Source organism: Bacillus halotolerans (assembly GCF_001517105.1).
In the GTDB taxonomy this organism is placed as follows: Bacteria; Bacillota; Bacilli; order Bacillales; family Bacillaceae; genus Bacillus; species Bacillus halotolerans.
The window spans coordinates 444,626-461,997 of sequence record NZ_LPVF01000009.1; the positions used below are offsets into that span (position 1 = coordinate 444,626).

At 44.9% G+C, this 17,372-nt stretch carries 17 protein-coding genes; 4 read left to right on the forward strand and 13 right to left on the reverse strand.

Features of this window, described 5'->3' with window-relative positions; translation table 11 throughout:
* Positions 1 to 33: 33 nt before the first annotated feature.
* The 5 genes from pfkA to dnaE all read right to left on the reverse strand — a co-directional run bounded on the left by pfkA (position 34) and on the right by dnaE (position 8,064).
* Positions 34 to 993 (reverse strand): 6-phosphofructokinase, encoded by a 960-nt coding sequence (gene pfkA, locus AU387_RS09910; protein WP_044153864.1) that lies wholly within the window; start codon positions 991 to 993, stop codon positions 34 to 36.
* Between the two features lie 185 nt (positions 994 to 1,178).
* On the reverse strand, positions 1,179 to 2,156 hold the full coding sequence (accA, locus tag AU387_RS09915) for an acetyl-CoA carboxylase carboxyl transferase subunit alpha (RefSeq protein ID WP_024122460.1): 978 nt from the start codon (positions 2,154 to 2,156) through the stop codon (positions 1,179 to 1,181).
* Positions 2,141 to 3,013 carry an acetyl-CoA carboxylase, carboxyltransferase subunit beta gene (gene accD, locus AU387_RS09920; RefSeq protein ID WP_044153863.1) on the reverse strand — a complete coding sequence of 291 codons (873 nt, stop codon included), beginning with the start codon at positions 3,011 to 3,013 and terminating at the stop codon, positions 2,141 to 2,143. The genes accA and accD overlap by 16 nt, the downstream gene beginning before the upstream one ends.
* A 334-nt stretch (positions 3,014 to 3,347) precedes the next feature.
* A complete protein-coding gene (gene ystJ / locus AU387_RS09925; RefSeq protein WP_044153862.1) occupies positions 3,348 to 4,580 on the reverse strand; it encodes an NADP-dependent malic enzyme in 1,233 nt (410 codons plus the stop codon).
* Between the two features lie 136 nt (positions 4,581 to 4,716).
* Entirely contained in the window at positions 4,717 to 8,064 is a 3,348-nt protein-coding gene (gene dnaE, locus AU387_RS09930; protein WP_059335584.1) for a DNA polymerase III subunit alpha, read from the reverse strand.
* Positions 8,065 to 8,204: 140 nt separating this feature from the next.
* Here dnaE and ytrH point away from each other — a divergent pair, with 140 nt between their 5' ends.
* The 3 genes from ytrH (at position 8,205) to AU387_RS09945 (ending at position 9,338) form a co-directional block, all read left to right on the forward strand.
* Positions 8,205 to 8,546 (forward strand): sporulation membrane protein YtrH, encoded by a 342-nt coding sequence (gene ytrH, locus AU387_RS09935; RefSeq protein WP_024122464.1) that lies wholly within the window; start codon positions 8,205 to 8,207, stop codon positions 8,544 to 8,546.
* Positions 8,543 to 9,046, forward strand: a complete 504-nt coding sequence (ytrI, locus tag AU387_RS09940) for a sporulation membrane protein YtrI (protein ID WP_024122465.1) — start codon at positions 8,543 to 8,545, stop codon at positions 9,044 to 9,046. Before ytrH ends, ytrI begins: the two co-directional genes overlap by 4 nt.
* A gap of 100 nt (positions 9,047 to 9,146) precedes the next feature.
* Positions 9,147 to 9,338, forward strand: coding sequence for a YtzJ family protein (locus tag AU387_RS09945; protein WP_010335284.1), 192 nt, complete (start codon positions 9,147 to 9,149; stop codon positions 9,336 to 9,338).
* A gap of 17 nt (positions 9,339 to 9,355) precedes the next feature.
* Here the strand turns inward: AU387_RS09945 and nrnA are convergent, their stop codons facing one another.
* Positions 9,356 to 10,297, reverse strand: coding sequence for a bifunctional oligoribonuclease/PAP phosphatase NrnA (gene nrnA, locus AU387_RS09950; RefSeq protein ID WP_044153859.1), 942 nt, complete (start codon positions 10,295 to 10,297; stop codon positions 9,356 to 9,358).
* Positions 10,298 to 10,426: 129 nt separating this feature from the next.
* Here nrnA and AU387_RS09955 point away from each other — a divergent pair, with 129 nt between their 5' ends.
* Positions 10,427 to 10,729 carry a YtpI family protein gene (locus AU387_RS09955; protein ID WP_024122467.1) on the forward strand — a complete coding sequence of 101 codons (303 nt, stop codon included), beginning with the start codon at positions 10,427 to 10,429 and terminating at the stop codon, positions 10,727 to 10,729.
* Between the two features lie 19 nt (positions 10,730 to 10,748).
* Here AU387_RS09955 and AU387_RS09960 read toward each other — a convergent pair whose 3' ends face one another.
* The 7 genes from AU387_RS09960 to AU387_RS09985 all read right to left on the reverse strand — a co-directional run bounded on the left by AU387_RS09960 (position 10,749) and on the right by AU387_RS09985 (position 17,298).
* On the reverse strand, positions 10,749 to 12,068 hold the full coding sequence (locus AU387_RS09960) for a CBS domain-containing protein (RefSeq protein ID WP_044153858.1): 1,320 nt from the start codon (positions 12,066 to 12,068) through the stop codon (positions 10,749 to 10,751).
* Positions 12,069 to 12,185: 117 nt separating this feature from the next.
* Positions 12,186 to 12,869 carry a metal-dependent hydrolase gene (locus tag AU387_RS09965; RefSeq protein ID WP_044156693.1) on the reverse strand — a complete coding sequence of 228 codons (684 nt, stop codon included), beginning with the start codon at positions 12,867 to 12,869 and terminating at the stop codon, positions 12,186 to 12,188.
* Between the two features lie 62 nt (positions 12,870 to 12,931).
* On the reverse strand, positions 12,932 to 13,699 hold the full coding sequence (locus AU387_RS09970) for an SDR family oxidoreductase (RefSeq protein ID WP_059335663.1): 768 nt from the start codon (positions 13,697 to 13,699) through the stop codon (positions 12,932 to 12,934).
* A 128-nt stretch (positions 13,700 to 13,827) separates the two neighbouring features.
* Complete coding sequence (locus AU387_RS22195; RefSeq protein WP_010335290.1) at positions 13,828 to 13,959, reverse strand: hypothetical protein; 132 nt, start codon at positions 13,957 to 13,959, stop codon at positions 13,828 to 13,830.
* Between the two features lie 64 nt (positions 13,960 to 14,023).
* Positions 14,024 to 15,409 carry an argininosuccinate lyase gene (gene argH / locus AU387_RS09975; protein ID WP_059293426.1) on the reverse strand — a complete coding sequence of 462 codons (1,386 nt, stop codon included), beginning with the start codon at positions 15,407 to 15,409 and terminating at the stop codon, positions 14,024 to 14,026.
* The gene (locus AU387_RS09980; protein ID WP_024122485.1) at positions 15,406 to 16,617 is read right to left on the reverse strand and encodes an argininosuccinate synthase; all 1,212 of its coding nucleotides are present in this window, start codon (positions 16,615 to 16,617) and stop codon (positions 15,406 to 15,408) included. Before AU387_RS09980 ends, argH begins: the two co-directional genes overlap by 4 nt.
* 168 nt (positions 16,618 to 16,785) lie before the next feature.
* Positions 16,786 to 17,298 (reverse strand): MogA/MoaB family molybdenum cofactor biosynthesis protein, encoded by a 513-nt coding sequence (locus tag AU387_RS09985; protein WP_059335585.1) that lies wholly within the window; start codon positions 17,296 to 17,298, stop codon positions 16,786 to 16,788.
* Positions 17,299 to 17,372 lie beyond the last annotated feature (74 nt).

The following is a 17,372-nucleotide window of genomic DNA, read 5'->3' on the forward strand; positions in this document are numbered from 1 at the left end:
TCCTTCTGAAATCTTCAGCCTTCTGCTGCATTCTTAAATAGACAGTTCTTTTGAAAGCTGATACATGTTTTGCTCAACTGTGTGTTTTTGATCCAGTATTTCTATAATATCATGGTCTACAAGCTTATTGTTTTGTATACCTACACAGCGTCCGCCTTTTCCTTCAAGCAGCAGTTCAACTGCATATGCGCCAAGTCGGCTTGCCAGAACACGGTCAGCAGCACTTGGGGAACCGCCGCGCTGGATATGGCCTAATACAGATACCCTAGTTTCAAGATTTGTTTCTTCTTCAATGCGTTTCCCGAATTCAACACCGCTGCCTACACCTTCGGCAACGATAATAATACTGTGTTTCTTCCCGCGCTCATGGCCGCGTTTTAACCGGGCAATGATTTCGTGCATGTCGTAATCAGCCTCAGGGATCAAGATTGATTCCGCGCCGCCTGCAAGTCCGGCCCATAATGCAATATCGCCGGCGTGGCGGCCCATCACTTCGATCACATATGTACGTTCATGAGAAGTCGCTGTATCGCGGATCTTATCAATTGCGTCAATTACTGTATTTAAAGCTGTGTCGAAACCGATTGTAAAATCAGTACCCGGAATGTCATTATCAATTGTACCCGGTACACCTACACATGGAAACCCGTGCTCCGTTAATTTCTTCGCACCCATATATGAGCCGTCTCCGCCGATAACGACAAGCCCTTCGATACCCAGCTTCTTCAAGTTTTCGATCCCTTTTTCACGGCCTTCAACCGTTTTGAATTCAGGACATCTTGCTGTATAAAGCTTTGTTCCTCCGCGATGAATAATATCACCTACAGAACCGAGCTCTAGCTTTTCAATCTTTCCGTTGATCAATCCTGAGTATCCGTTATAAATGCCGTAAACTTCAACGTCATGATAAATCGCTTTTCTGACAACTGCGCGAACTGCTGCATTCATTCCCGGGGAATCCCCGCCGCTCGTCAATACCCCTATACGTTTCATTCTCCATTCACCTCAGCAAACATATATGATTAAAACATAACATGATCATTGCCCTAAAAACAATGAAAAGGGATCTCCATCCTCCCTATGAAACCTTACCTATTATACAATTAAATAAATTGTTTTTAAATAAAATTTAAGGAATGTCACAAAAAATAAACGTGAGCCAAAGGCTTCACGTTTATTTAGTTTACCCCGATATATTGATCTTCAATCGATACTTTCCCAATTGCTTTGTATTTTTCATAGCGCTGCTGAATTAATTCTTCTTCATTCAGCTTCAGCAAAGTCTTTAACGATTGTTTAAGGGTTTCATCCATGTAGCTTGCCTGCAGCTTAATATCGTGGTGCGCTCCGCCTTTTACTTCTTTTATCATATGATCTATAATACCTAATTCTTTTAAGTCAGGCGCAGTGATTTTCATTGTTTCCGCCGCTTTTTTGGCAAGACTGGAGTCCTTCCATAAGAGTGCTGCAGCACCTTCCGGAGAAATAACAGAATAAGTAGAGTTTTCCAGCATATGCAAGTGGTTGCCCACACCTAAACCTAGAGCTCCGCCGCTTCCGCCTTCGCCGATGACGATACAAACAACAGGCACTCTAAGACCGGCCATTTCAAACAGGTTTTTGGCGATTGCTTCGCTTTGTCCTCTCTCTTCAGCTGCTCGTCCAGGGTATGCCCCCTTCGTGTCAATAAAACAGATAATCGGTCTGTTAAATTTATCAGCCTGTTTCATCAGACGAAGCGCTTTACGATAGCCCTCAGGATGAGGCATTCCAAAGTTGCGGACCAGGTTTTCCTTCGTGTCTTTTCCGCGCTGATGACCGATAACTGTCACAGGCAGGCCGTGGAACTTGGCAATACCGCCGACAATGGCTTCATCGTCTCCGTACGCTCTGTCGCCGTGACATTCAAAAAAGTCTGTAAACAGGTAATGAATATAATCAAGTGTTGTCGGACGGTCCGGCAGACGTGCGATTTGAACACGGTCCCAAGGCTTCAGATTTTTATAAATATCATCCTGAAGCTTAGCTAGACGGTCTTCAAGCCGTTCGATTTCTGCACTCAGATCCATTTCCGAATCCTGGGTGAATTTTTTTAATTCGGCGATTTTGGTTTGCAGTTCAATCACCGGTTTTTCAAATTCTAATCTTGCAGCCACTCAATGTCACCTCCTGTTTGATGCATATCCAGCAGATTCTCTAACGTTTTTTTCATGTCGTCGCGGTGAATAACCGCATCAAGCTGTCCATGTTTTAATAAGAATTCCGCCGTTTGGAAGTCCTCCGGCAGTTTTTCGCCTATTGTCTGTTCGATAATCCTTCTTCCGGCAAAACCGATCAGCGCGCCGGGCTCCGCGAAATTATAATCGCCAAGAGAAGCAAAGCTTGCCGATACCCCGCCGGTAGTCGGATGCGTCATGACTGAGATAATGAGACCCTGTTCCTCACTGAATAATTTTAAGGCAGAGCTTGTCTTTGCCATTTGCATAAGGCTTAATATGCCTTCCTGCATCCTTGCACCGCCGGAAGCAGTAAAGATAATAAACGGAACTTTATCCGCTTTTGCTTTTTCAATCGCAAGCGTGATTTTTTCGCCGACGACAGAGCCCATGCTGCCCATACGGAATGAAGAATCCATTACCGCGACAACAGCAGGAAATCCCCCGATGGTGCCCTTGCCTGTGACAACAGCCTCGTTTAAGGATGTTTTCTCGCGATCTTTTTCAAGCTTTTCCAGATATCCCGGGAAACCGAGCGGGTTTTCCGATAACATCCCCTGATTGAATTCCTCAAAGGACTGTTCATCCATCAAGCTTTCGATACGCTGTTTTGCATTCATTGGGAAATGATAATCGCAGTTCATGCATACTCGCATATTTTTATCCAACTCTTTAGTGAGCATGATTTTTTTACACTTAGGACATTTTGTCATAATGCCTTCCGGAACATCGTGCTTCGCTTGATCTGACGGTACGGAAGCATACTTTTTCTTTTTAGTGAATATATCCTTTAACAAATGATTACCTCCCTTTTGTGAAGGGTTCTCTTCACCGCATGCCATCCAGACAGATAGACTTGCTAATAACTTTACCGAAACTATTGTACTTTTTTTGTCAAACGCTGTCATCCTCAATTCGACAACTTTTTATCCGCATACGCGTGCGGACAGACTCATGATAAACCTGATAAATCGTTGAACCAGTAGGGTTGGTAACGTATTCAAAAATCATGTTAAACTCGGCTGAAATTTTTTTAAGTCCTGACCCCAAAAAAATTTCAACCGCAAGTTTAACTTGAGAACAGCGCGCCGGTCTCCGCCAACGCGCTGCCATTTTTGGAATGAATTAAAATTATTCGCCAATAATCGTAAGTTTTCTGGTTTTTTCTGCAACTTCTTCAGGATCTACAGTAATTCTTGCCACACCTGTTTCCATTGCCGCTTTCGCCACAGCCTTAGCCACAGCAGGCGCAACACGTTTATCAAACGGTGCAGGGATGACGTACTCTGGGCTAAGCTCATCGTCTGATACTAGTGAAGCAATGGCTTCAACCGCTGCAATCTTCATTTCTTCGTTAATGTGAGTAGCGCGCACGTCAAGCGCTCCGCGGAAAATTCCCGGGAAGGCAAGCACATTGTTTACTTGGTTCGGGAAATCTGAACGGCCTGTTCCGATAACGCTCGCTCCAGCTTCACGCGCATCTTCCGGCATAATTTCCGGATTTGGATTTGCCATTGCAAAGATAATTGGATCTTTTGCCATGCTTTGAACCATTTCTTTTGTTAACGCGCCTGCTACAGAGACACCGATAAATACGTCAGCATCAACGATGACATCTTTCAGAGAACCGTCTTTGCGGTCTTGGTTTGTGAACTTCGCCACTTCGTTTTTAACATCGTTCATGCCGTTCGGGCGCCCTTCATAAATGGCCCCTTTGGAATCGCACATCACAATGTCGCGAACGCCATAATGATGAAGAAGCTTGATAATCGCAATACCAGCCGCACCCGCGCCGTTTGCGACAACTTTAATGGATGACATGGATTTTCCAGACAGTTTCAGCGCGTTTACAAGACCTGCTACGGTTACAATGGCAGTACCGTGCTGATCATCATGGAAAACCGGGATATTTGTTTCTTTTTTGAGGCGCTCTTCGATGATAAAGCAGTTTGGCGCTGCAATATCTTCTAGGTTGACGCCGCCAAATGTCGGTTCAAGCAATTTTACAGTTTCAACGATTTTATCAACATCGTTTGTGTTTAAAGCAATCGGGAACGCGTCTACGCCGGCAAAGCTTTTGAAAAGAACGGCTTTACCTTCCATAACAGGAAGTGCGGCTTCAGGGCCGATATTTCCAAGGCCGAGCACAGCTGTACCGTCTGTCACGACTGCTACCATGTTCCCCTTCATTGTATAATCATATACTTTGTTAATGTCTTCATGAATATCCTTACATGGTTCTGCTACACCCGGGGAATAAGCAAGGCTTAAATCTTTCGCATTTTTAACCTCTACTTTAGATTTGGATTCGAGCTTCCCCTGGTTCACTTTATGCAGATGTAATGCTTCTTCTCTTAATGACATTCTCCTAAACACTCCTTAATGGAATTTTTTGATTCGTATGCTGCTGCATTGATTGCTGCATTCTGCGGAGTTTATCTATCAGAATATTTAAACAGAGTAACATAATTGCTCCAATTGTATAACAAAAAGCCAATGGTTACCACTGTTTTAAAACGACGTTTTTTTGACCTAACAGCTCTTTTAAGCGGTATAACACCTGGTGATCCGCATCGATATGGAACGCCTCAGGAAGCTTTATCGTCTGTTTTTGCCTTTCATAATAGAGATAAACGCCGGTTTCCCCCTTATGCTCCAGCAAAATGCGCTTGATCTTTGTCAGGATCTCCTGACTGTGCTGACTGCTTTCTATCTTCATATAAACCGATGGCGCTTTTTCAGCATTCATATTTTCCAGCAATTCCGCTCTGGACATAATAAACTGGACTTTTTCCTGCCTGATTTCACATTTCCCTGCTGAGAACAATAGAGCGCCCTCTCTTAAAACCGGGGAAAGCTGTCTGAATTGTTCAGGGAACACAACGGCTTCCATTTCGCCGGTCTCATCACTTAACGTTAAAAACGCCATGTTTTGACCTGTTTTTGTCCGAATCGTTTTGATTTTCGACAGCAGGACACCGAGTGAAACCTGCTTTTTAACAGCCTGCTGAGCCTGCTGAATGGATACCGCTCCGCGCGCTGTCAGCTGGTTTCGAAAGGCAGAGAGCGGATGATTTGAAAAATAAATACCGAGCGTTTCTTTTTCAAATGCAAGAATATCCACAAGCGGAAGCTCCTCGGTTTCCACGTACTTCGGTTTAATGGAAAACGATTCATCTATAAACAATCCCATTTGGTCATCGTCCGCGGCGAATAGCTCGGCATGCTCTAACGCAACGTCAATCGATGCAAGCAGCGTAGCCCGGTTTTGATCGAATTCGTCCATTGCACCAGAAAATATGAGTGCTTCAAGCGTTTTGCGATTTACGCTTTTTGACGGCACACGAAAGCAGAAATCGAAAAGATCTTCAAATGGTTTCTCTTTTCTTGCTTTATATATATCTTTGACTGCTGAGACGCCTACACTTTTTATCGCACGGAGGCTGTACCTGACAGCTCCGTCTTCAACTGTAAACGGATAGCTGCTTTTGTTCACTGACGGAGGAAGGATACGAATCCCGCTCCCCTTCGCTTCGTAAAGATATTGAGCTATTTTATCCTCATTGCCAATGACGCTTGTAAGCAATCCGCACATAAAATATAAAGGATAATGAGCCTTCAAATACGCAAGCTGGCAGCCGATCATGCTGTATGCCACCGCATGGCTTCTGTTGAAGCCATAGTTTGCGAATTTGACGATTAAATCGTAGACTTCATTTGCAGTGTCTACAGAATACTCCTTTTTTAAGCACCCTTCAACAAAATGGCTTCGCTCTCGGTCAAGAATATCTTTCTTTTTTTTGCTGACTGCACGTCTGAGCAGGTCCGCCTCACCTAAAGAAAATCCTGCCATACGCGATGCAATCACCATAATTTGCTCCTGATAAACGATGACGCCATACGTATCTTCCAATATCCCTCTTAAATCTTCGTGAGGATAATGAACCGGCACGCGCCCGTGTTTACGGTCAATAAATAACGGAATATTTTCCATCGGACCGGGCCGGTACAGTGCGTTTACCGCGACAATATCTTCTAATCCTGAAGGCTTAAGCCTTTTCAAAACGCTTCTCATCCCTGAGGATTCAAGCTGGAAAATCCCTGTCGTATCCCCTTTTGACAGCAGAGAGAATGTTTTTTCGTCTTGATAGGAAATACTCGAAAGATCTATTTTAATATTTTTTTCTTTTTCAATCATTGAAGTGATCGACTCGATGAGTGTCAGGTTGCGCAAGCCCAAGAAATCCATTTTCAAAAGGCCCAGATCTTCGAGGTGATCCATCGCGTATTGCGTTAAATAGATCCCTTCATGTCCTTCCTGAAGCGGGACAACATCAGTTAACGGTTCCTCACTTAAGACAACGCCGGCCGCGTGGGTTGACGTATGTCTCGGAAGACCTTCTATTTTTCTGGCAATCGTAAATACTTGCTGAAGCAGACTTGACTCACTGAGTCGCTTATTCAGCTCCGACGATTGTTTTCTCGCCTCATCCAAGGTCATGCCCGGCCTTGAAGGAATGAGCTTCGCAAGCTGATCCGCTTCCTTCGGGCTTACACCGAATACCCTTCCGACGTCCCGAAGCGCCGCTTTTGCCGCCAGCGTCCCGAAGGTAATAATCTGCGCGACATGCATTTCGCCGTATTTCTGCTGAACGTATTGAATGACCTCGTCCCTTCTCGTATCCGGAAAGTCGATATCAATATCCGGCATACTGATCCGTTCCGGGTTTAAAAACCTCTCAAACAGCAGGTGATGCCTGATCGGATCAACGTCCGTGATATAGAGGACATAAGCCACGAGCGATCCCGCCGCAGAACCCCTTCCCGGTCCTGTCACAATCCCTTTTTCATGGGCGTGTTTCATAAAATCCCATACGATCAGAAAATAATCGCTGAACTTCATCCGCTTGATGACATCAAGTTCATATTGAAGACGTCGAATATACTGTTCATCTGGTGTATCGAAGCGGCTGCGAAGCCCTGTCATACAAACATCCGTCAAATAATCATCCGCGGATGTACCGTCTGGAGTCGGAAATGATGGCAGGCGGGTCTGTCCCAGACTGACGTCAACCCGGCATTGTTCTGCAATCTCAACAGATGCTTGCAATGCCTCACGATGCTCTTGGTATATAACACGCATTTCATCAATGGATTTCAAGTCGAGATCCGGCATCTCTTCGTTTGATGCCTCAGTGAGTTTTTCACCTGACTTTATCGCTTTCAAACAGCGATAGGCAGCCTGATCTTCTTTCCTTATATAATGAACATCGCCTGTCGCCGTGACCGGAATTCCCGTTTCTTCAGACAGCCGGAGGATTTGCTCAGATAAGAATTTATTTTCTTTAAACGGCTGAAAGGATAAATAAAAAGCACCTTTTCCGAATATAGACTGAAAATGAAGTGCGGCTTGAGCGGCCTGGTCAAACAGCCCTCCTTCAAGCAGCATTTCAATATAGCCCTTCTCGCCGGGAGTGATCGCAATAATGCCTTCGCGATAGCTGTTAAGCCATTTTGGCTTCAGGCCGTTTTTTGATTTCGATTGCAGGACGCTGCTGATTTTCAGCAGGTTTTGATAGCCTGTATTTGATTTTGCCAGCAGGACGAGCGGGTAGGCTTCGAGCTCGTCATCATCTGTGAAAACAGAAGCCGTCAAGCCGATAATCGGGTTGATCCCCCTCGCCTTGCATGCTTTATAAAATTGAATAGCTCCGTACATGACATGATCATCTGTCAGCGCCAAAGACGCATATCCGAGCCTGTCAGCTTCACTGACGAGCTCTTCCACAGCCGCGGCGCTGTTTAGCAGGCTGTACCCGCTATGCACTTGCAGGTGAACAAAAGACATGCTATCACCTCTTTCTCCATTACGATCCATTTCTTTCTTCATTATAAGTCGGGTTTTCAAAAGAAACAAATGTTCTTTTTCGAGTCGTCATCATACTTGTCCCGAATGCTCAATATGATATAAAAGGTGAGGTGATCAAGATGGATCAGGAAGCTGGTTTTATGGTAAATTTTATCAACAGTTATTTTATTGCATTAGGGGTGCTGATTGGAGGCGCACTCATCGGAGGCCTTGGAGCATATTTGGCAGGCGAAGCCCCGCTTACGGTCATTACAAAGCTTGCGAACAGATTAAAAATATGGGCGCTGGTCGCCGCTATCGGCGGTACATTCGATGCGGTATACAGCTTTGAACGGGGTATTCTTGAAGGCAATACGAGAGATTTATTCAAGCAGATTCTTCTCATTATCTCGGCCATGGGCGGTGCGCAAAGCGGCTGGCTTATTATTTCATGGCTGACGCAGGAGCATATTTCTTCATGAGAGTGCCGCAGCATTACAAGAAACCGGGATGGCAGCGTTTTTTTGCTGGTATGATGTGCGGAGCCGTGATCAGCTGGTTTTTTTTCCTGTTTACATACGGAACATTCCAGGAGGAGCAGGTTTCCCTCATCGAAAAACAAAAAGAGCACGTCAAAGACTTGAACGACCAAATTTCCATCTATCAGGAAGACCTCCACAAATTAAATGAAGACAATAAAAGAAAACTGCTTATTCAAAGCGTCGATGTCAAATTGCTGAATGGAGAAAAATATAAAATTTCGCAGCCTGATAAAACAAAATTCGAGGAGCATGTGAAGGATGATATTTCAGAGGTCATTACAAAGGATATAGAAAGCGTCTATAAAACGAAGGAGCTTTTAAAACGGACAATTGAAAATAAAGTCTATACGATCAATGAAAAAAAATATGAGGCAGCCGTCAAGGAATTAATTATTTACACAAGGCTTTCGGTAGAAATCGAAATATCATTCGCGACGTAAATATGGAATTTTTTTAAATTTTTCAAACTCCTGTCGCTTTTTCCCATTCTTTTTTATAAACTATAAATGAGGCTTAATAGCGAAAGGAGGAGGAAGGGAAATGGAGGTTTACAGTGACCGTCAATTAGCAAAAGATCAAGCAGCCCGACTCAGACAAGGTTTTTCTGCATATGCCGAAACAAACTCACTCGCTTCCCTCATCAAAAAAGAACTTCAATCTCACAATCTCCAAGTCTACGAGGACCTTACTGAGTTCGGCTGCTGGTTCATCCCCGTCACAGATGAACACTAAGAGAGAGGGTCTCCCCTCTACTCGTGTTCTTTACATAACGTCTCCAGATCAGCTAAAATCTGTTCCGCTTTATCCCAGCTGTAAATGGAGGCGCCTGAAGCCAGAGGATGCCCTCCGCCGTTATATTTCCGGGCGAGTCCGTTAATAACAGGCCCCTTTGAACGGAATCTGACTCTGATTTGATCGTCTTCTTCTATGAAAAACACCCATGCACGAATACCTGAGATATTTCCAAGCGTCCCGACAAGCTGCGACGCTTCAGAAGCCGTTGTGCCGAACCTTTCAAGAGTATCCTTTTTGATGAAAACAGAAGCAGCGCCATTTTCAGACAAAGACACATTTTGAAAGATATAGCCGTTAAGCTTCACCACATTCAGTTTTGTTTCATACAATTGATTAAACAGCTCTGAAGAAGAGAACGGATACTTAATAAGCTCGCCTGCATATTTTAATGTTTTTTCCGTTGTATTCGGAAATAAGAAGCGTCCGGTATCACTGACAATGCCGGCATAGATCAGCTTTGCGGCTTTTGTATTCAGCTTCCAGCCGTGCTCTTTCCCTTCTAAATACAGCTCGTAAATCATTTCACTTACTGAGCTTGCATTCGTATCGACCCACAGAAGATCGCCGTAAGGATCTTCGTTCGGATGGTGGTCGATTTTCATTAGTTTGGCGCCTGATAAATAACGCTGATCGTCGATTCTTTCCTGATTTGCCGTATCGCAGACGATCACAAGGGCGCCTTTATATGTTTCATCGTCCACCTCATCGAGGGTATATAAGAAAGAAAGGGACGGTTCTGGTGTGCCGACCGCAAAAATATTTTTTTCAGGATACGTTTCACGCAGGATTTCCGTAAGTCCGCACTGAGATCCGTAGGCATCCGGGTCAGGGCGCACATGTCTATGTAAGATAATCGTGTCATATAATGATATGGTTCTGATCAATTCTGTTTTCATTTGATACTCCTTTATTGTTTTTTTCATTAAATCACATTCTCTGCCGACGGAAAAGAAAAATAACGTCAAAACCAAGCCCGTTTTTGTATAGAATGGGTTTGTAAACTTTTACGATGGAGGATTTCATTTATGCTGGTTCTTGTTTTTTTGATTGGGCTTTCAGCCTGCTTTTATGTGTACTATAAAGTAAAAGGCGTACGGGCAAAGCAATCTTTGGAAAAAGAAATCTTTTCAGCAAAATCTAGCATGGCATTAGGATCGCTGGTGCTGTTTTACGGACTCAATCAAATGATATTATTCCATTCAGTATTAACGCTAGTAATCGGCGGCATCTTTATCGTCATCGGAGCCGGAAGCGCATGGGCAGGTTATAAAGCCTACAGCCATTACAATCCCCTTCACGCCAAAGAAGCTGAAAGAGACCACGCGTAAGGGGCGCCTGAGACGTCCCTTAGCTTCTTTCCATCAGCTGAACCATCAGCATTGCTTTAGACACGATATGGCCTTGGCTGTGCACTTCTACTTCCATTTTTCCGAACTTTCTTCCAGCCTCTAAAATGCGCGGCTTGACTTCGATGACCGACTCCATCTGCACAGGCTTCAAAAAGAAAATGGTGATGCTTTCTATCACTAGTTCGCCGCGTTTTTTCGAGCGCAAAAACCGATTGGCCGCTTGCGTCAAAATGGTCGTAAACACGCCATAAGAAATCGTCCCCAGCTGATTTGTCATTTGCGGTGTTACTTCATACTGATAAACCGTCTGATCCTGTTTATCCTCATCCTCATCTTTAAATCCTCTTGAGACGATATCATCAAGCTTTTCCCCGACTTGAGGCTGCTTTTGAATCATTTGAAGAGCTTTCAGCACGTCTTGGCGGCTGATCATGCCAATGAGCTTTTGGTGTCCGTCAGTGACGGGAAGCACTTCGATCCCTTCCCATACCATCATTTGCGCCGCTGAGGCGACAGACGTTTTCCCAATAACCGTAACCGGATTTTTTGTCATGACTTTTTCAATGGGTGCATTCCGGTCGTGACCTGCGATATCTTTCGAGGTCAAGATCCCGTGGATTTTCATTTGTTCGTCGACAACCGGGAAACGCCCATGGCCCGTTTCAAAATTTTTCTCGTACCATTTTTCAAGTTTATCCTTGGGTGAAAGATATATCGTACGGTCAGCGGGCGTTAAAATGTCCTCCACCAGAACGATTTCTTTTTTGATCAGCTGGTCATAAATCGCCCGGTTAATCATAGCGGCGACTGTAAAGGTGTCATAGCTCGTGGATAAAATCGGCAGCTCAAGCTCGTCTGCCAGCTGCACGATGCTGTCATCTGTGTTAAATCCTCCCGTTACAAGTACAGCGGCGCCTGCCTCAAGCGCCTGTCTGTGTGCATTGATTCGATTTCCGACAATCAAAAGATTCCCGGCTGCCGTGTACCGCATCATCGCATCCAGCTCCATTGCACCTATGACAAATTTATTTAATGTCTTATGGAGTCCGGCCCGGCCTCCGAGCACTTGTCCGTCTATGACGTTTACAACCTCTGCATAGGTAAGTTTTTCGATATTTTCTTTTTTCTTTTGTTCAATTCTGATTGTTCCGACACGTTCAATCGTGCTGACAAAGCCTTTATTCTCTGCTTCCTTGATTGCTCTGTACGCCGTGCCTTCACTTACTTTCATTTCCTTTGCGATTCTCCGCACAGAAATTTTTTCACCGACAGGCAGCGAATCAATATATGTTAAAATTTGTTCATGCTTAGTTGCCAAACCTTTCACCTCTAAGGGACAGTCTTCTGCTTTTATTATAAGGGCTCGGATGATTGATTCGCAATGAGGCAGGAAAATAAAAAGCATCTCCTGATTTTCAGGAGATGCTTTCAGCGTTTAAAGCTCAATCGTTTCACCGACGGCCATGACTTTTCCGACTCCGCCCGGCAGGCTGTCTGCAAATGCTTCCGGGTCTTGCTCGATGACCGGGAATGTATTGTAATGAACTGGAACGACTTGTTTTGCCCGCAGCCATTCTGCAGCTAGCTTGGCATCTTCAGGCCCCATCGTAAAGTTGTCACCGATCGGCAGGAAGGCAAGATCAATATGGTTCAGCTCCCCGATCAGCTTCATGTCAGAGAAAAGAGCCGTATCACCGGCGTGGAAGATTGTTTTGCCTTCGACAGTCAGCAGAATACCGGATGGCATGCCCGTGTAGGTGATCGTTTTATTTTCTTCGTCAGATATGGCAGATCCATGAAAGGCCTGTGTAAGCTTCACTTTCCCAAAATCAAACTGATGGGAGCCGCCGATGTGCATAGGGTGAACATTTAACCCTTTCCATCCCAAATATACAGCCAGCTCATTCGGTGCCACAACCAGCGCGTTATTTTGCTTTGCGATTTGCTCAGTGTCACCCACGTGGTCATTGTGGCCGTGAGTCAATAAGATAGCGTCCGCTTTTGCATCCTCCGGCTTCAAGTCGGTTAACGAATTTCCTGTCAAAAACGGGTCAAATAAAATATGGTGGTCATTCGTTTCTACTGCAACTACAGAATGTCCGTGATACGTTACTTTCATTTCCTTCACCTCGTCACTTTGTTTTTGATGTTTCATTTTCCCTTTTTAAGATGCTGAAAAACTTATGTGGATTGATTCTTGTTAATCACATTGAGGCCCCCGGTTGCTTCAATTACAGTTCCTGTTACCAGGTCTGAGTTCTCTTCGCACAAAAAGGCAATGATTCTGGCGATATCTTCACCGGTGCCGGATCTTCCTATCGGCGTTTTTTCTTTGCCGATACGCTGTCTGGCTTCCTCAATTGACGCTTCCTTCATGTCGCCGACAATGTCGCCCGGGCAAACCATATTAGCGGTTATGCCCGATTCAGCTTCTTCTATCGCGATTGTTTTTGTTAAAGAAGCCAATCCCACTTTTGCGGCGCCGAAAGCGGAGCGGTGAAGCCAGCCGGGTGCGTGTGCCGCGCCTTGAAATCCGTACGTGATGATACGCCCAAATTGCTGTTTCCTCATGACCGGAATAACTGCTTTGAATAAGTGAAAGACGGCGCTTAAATTCCCTTCCAGCATACCGTACCATTCGTCATCGGTATAATCGGCTAACTTTTTTCGTTCAAATATGTATGGCCCCGCGTTGTTAATCAAAAAGTCGATCCTCCCGAAGCGGTCCAAGGCAGCGTCTGCGATGCGCAACAAATCTTCTTTTTTAGTGACATCACCTTTTACAAATTGCAGCCGGTCAAGGTAATCAGGACAGGCTTCCTTCAGGCGGTTTACTGCCTCTTCATCCTGCCTGTAATTCACTGTTACTGAATACCCCTTTGCAAGCAATGTTTCAGTCACTTTGCGGCCTAATCCCTTCGAACCGGCAGTAATTAAAGCATGTCGCACATGAATACCTCCCAAAGCAACGTTGCCGCTTTTCAATAAAGTGTTTCTTCTTCTACTTTACTATAAAAGGCCGTCAATATCACTTTTTACACTTTGCCATACAAAAAAAGCTGCCTATAATAGACAGCTTATTCCGCAGAAGATGAAGGCTCTTGATCCGGGATATCCACATAACCGCTTTGATATGCTTCGGAAATGAGCCTTGTTGTCTCCTGGCTTTCTTGTTCATCATAAATATAGCGTTCCGGTTCTTTTTTCATCCTTCTGCCTCCCATCATTATAGAGGTAGGTTGGCTATAAAGACGGGATTTTATGAAGGAAATTTTAACAAACTCCGGCAGCCACGCAAGCTTTCGCCTTTACGAGCGCCTCCTCTACCTGTTTGAAGCCCGTGCCTCCTGCGCTCATTCTTTTTTCGACCGCATGATAAGGATCCAAAACAGTGTAAATATCTTCTTCGAAGAGATCGCTCGCCTTCTGAAAATCGTCAAACGGCATGTCGCTTAAATAGATTCCTTTTTCGATGCATGTGTACACAAGCTTTCCGACCACTTCGTGCGCTTCTCTGAATGGCATTCCTTTCTTCGCTAAATAATCAGCCAGTTCCGTCGCATTTGAAAAGTCTTGTTTTGTCGCTTGCTTCATGACGTCTTTGTTAACAGTCATTGTTTGAATCATGCCTGTGAAGATTTGCAGGCTGCCTTCGACCGTTTTCACCGTGTCAAACATGCCTTCTTTGTCTTCCTGCAGGTCTTTGTTATAAGCGAGCGGAAGGCCTTTCATGATCGTAAACAGCCCCATCATGTCACCGTACACGCGTCCTGTTTTGCCGCGGATCAGCTCAGCCATATCCGGGTTTTTCTTCTGCGGCATCATGCTGCTTCCCGTTGCGTACGTATCGTCTAGCTCAATGAATTTAAACTCCTGCGAGCACCACAGAATGATTTCTTCAGAGAAACGGGAAAGGTGCATCATCAGCATGCTGCTGTTACTTAAAAATTCCAAAATGAAATCTCTGTCGCTGACGCCGTCGAGGCTGTTTTCATAAATGGAATCAAATCCGAGCAGCTCTGCTGAATACTCACGATCGATCGGGAAGGTAGTACCCGCGAGCGCTCCGCAGCCGAGCGGAGATTTGTTGATCCGCTTCATTGAATCCTGAAAACGTTCCTTGTCGCGCTCCAGCATCCAGAAATACGCAAGCAGATGGTGCGCGAATGAAATCGGCTGGGCGCGCTGAAGATGAGTGTAGCCCGGCAGAATGGTTTCAACATTTGCTTCTGCCTTATCAATGAGCGCGCCTTGAAATGCCTCTATCAGCTCGATAATGTGAGTGACATGGTTTTTCAAGTACAAATGCATGTCAGTTGCCACCTGGTCATTCCGGCTTCTTCCGGTATGCAGCTTGCCGCCGAGAGGGCCGATTTCGTCAATGAGCATTTTCTCAATGTTCAAATGAATATCTTCATAATCAACTGAGAACTCTAATGTCCCGTCTTCTGCTTTTTGCAAAAGGGCATTCAGTCCCTCACGGATTTTCAGCTCTTCTTCTTCTGTCAGGATACCGCATTTTTTCAGCATGGCAGCATGTGCGAGAGACCCTGTAATGTCTTCAGTCACTAAATGTTGGTCAAATGATATGGACGCGCCGAATTCGTCGACCCATTTTTCCGGTGTTTTTTGGAATCGGCCTCCCCAAAGCTTCTTCATGCTTTAATCTGCTCCTTCTTTTTCACGATGCTGTTCACTTTTGTCGGAAGTCCCCAAAGCTCGATAAATCCGATTGCCGCATGGTGGTCAAACGCATCGTCTTTTGTATATGTTGCAAGCTTTTCATCATATAGAGAGTATTCTGATTTACGGCCTTCAACTATCGCATGGCCTTTAAACAGCTTCACGCGAACGATGCCTGTAACGTGTTTTTGCGTTTCTTTTAAGAAAGCGTGCAGCGCGTCTTTTAAAGGCGAGAACCATAAGCCGTTGTAAATGATTTCTGACAGCTTTTGTTCAATGGCCGGTTTAAAGTGCGCGACCTCTTTCACTAATGTCAAATCTTCCAGTTCTTTGTGTGCTTTGATAAGCGTCATCGCACCCGGGCATTCGTATACTTCACGGGATTTAATGCCGACAAGGCGGTTTTCCACGTGGTCGATACGTCCGACACCATGCGCGCCTGCAATTTCGTTCAGTTTTAAAATTAATTCAGAAAGTGAGTAAGAGACGCCGTCGATGGATACAGGTACGCCTTGTTCAAATGCGATTTCAATCACTTCCGGCGTGTCCGGCGTTTTTTCCAGCGGAGCTGTTAAATCGTATGCACCTTCTGGCGGAGCCGCCCACGGATCTTCTAAAATGCCGCACTCATTTGCGCGTCCCCAAAGGTTTTGATCAATGGAATATGGGCTGTCAAGATTAATCGGAATCGGAATGCCGCGGCTTGCCGCATATTCAATTTCTTCTTCACGAGACCATTGCCATTCCCGAACCGGAGCGATGACTTCAAGGTCAGGATTCAATGATTTAATTGATACCTCAAAACGCACCTGGTCATTTCCTTTCCCTGTGCATCCGTGCGCAATTGCCTGCGCCTCTTCTTTTTCTGCGATCTCGACTAATTTTTTTGCAATAAGCGGCCGAGACAATGCGGACACGAGCGGATATTTCCCTTCATACATCGTGTGAGCCTGCAAAGATAACAGCGCGTAATCCTGGGCGAATTCTTCTTTTGCATCGATCACGTAAGAATTTGTTGCGCCGACTTCAAGCGCTTTTTGCTGAACAAACGCCAAGTCCTTGCCTTCGCCGACATCCAGACAGCAGGCGATGACATTATACCCTTGCTCTTGAAGCCATTTTATCGCGACGGAAGTATCGAGACCCCCTGAGTATGCTAATACGACTTTTTTCTGTTCTGCCATGATAAAAATCTCCTCTCAACCCTGTTTCTTTTGTATAAAAATAAATTATATTTAATAAAAATACATTTTGTATGTATACACTTTAACAAGTAAGTTCCTTTTTTTCAAGCCTTTTATTAAAAAAACTTCACCCATTTTTCCGGGTGAAGTTTCGTAGTATTTATTCATTTACTTGTCTTTTCTGATTTCTCTGACCACATGGGCGATCTCCGGAATAATCAGCTTATTCATCGCCAGCTTTACCGCACCGCTGGAGCCTGGCGTTGAAAAAACGGCTGTATGTTGGATAACGCCGGCTGCGGCTCTCGACATGATCGCACTGGAGCCGATGTCTTCTGTATAACTGAGCATCCTGAATATTTCTCCAAAGCCGGGCAGCTCTTTAGAAAACAACGGCGAAATGGCTTCAATGGTGACGTCCCTCTTTGCAATACCCGTCCCGCCGTTTAAGAGGACCGCGTCCGTCTGATCATCCATGCATCCCGCTAAGACAGACCGCTGCAGGGCATCCTTTTCGTCTTTCACAATTTCATATGCAGTAATCTGATGGCCGGCTTCTTCTAAAGATGAGATCATCAGCCTGCCGCTTTTATCCGTTTCTTCCGTTCTCGTATCACTGACAGTAATCACTTTGCACCGGACAATATCGGGTGCTTCTTGTTTATGCTCTTGAACGCTCATTGGCTCACCTCTTTGTATTTTTGTCTACCTTTATGATGCTTCAACAAAAAAGCACATTCAAGTGAATGTGCTTT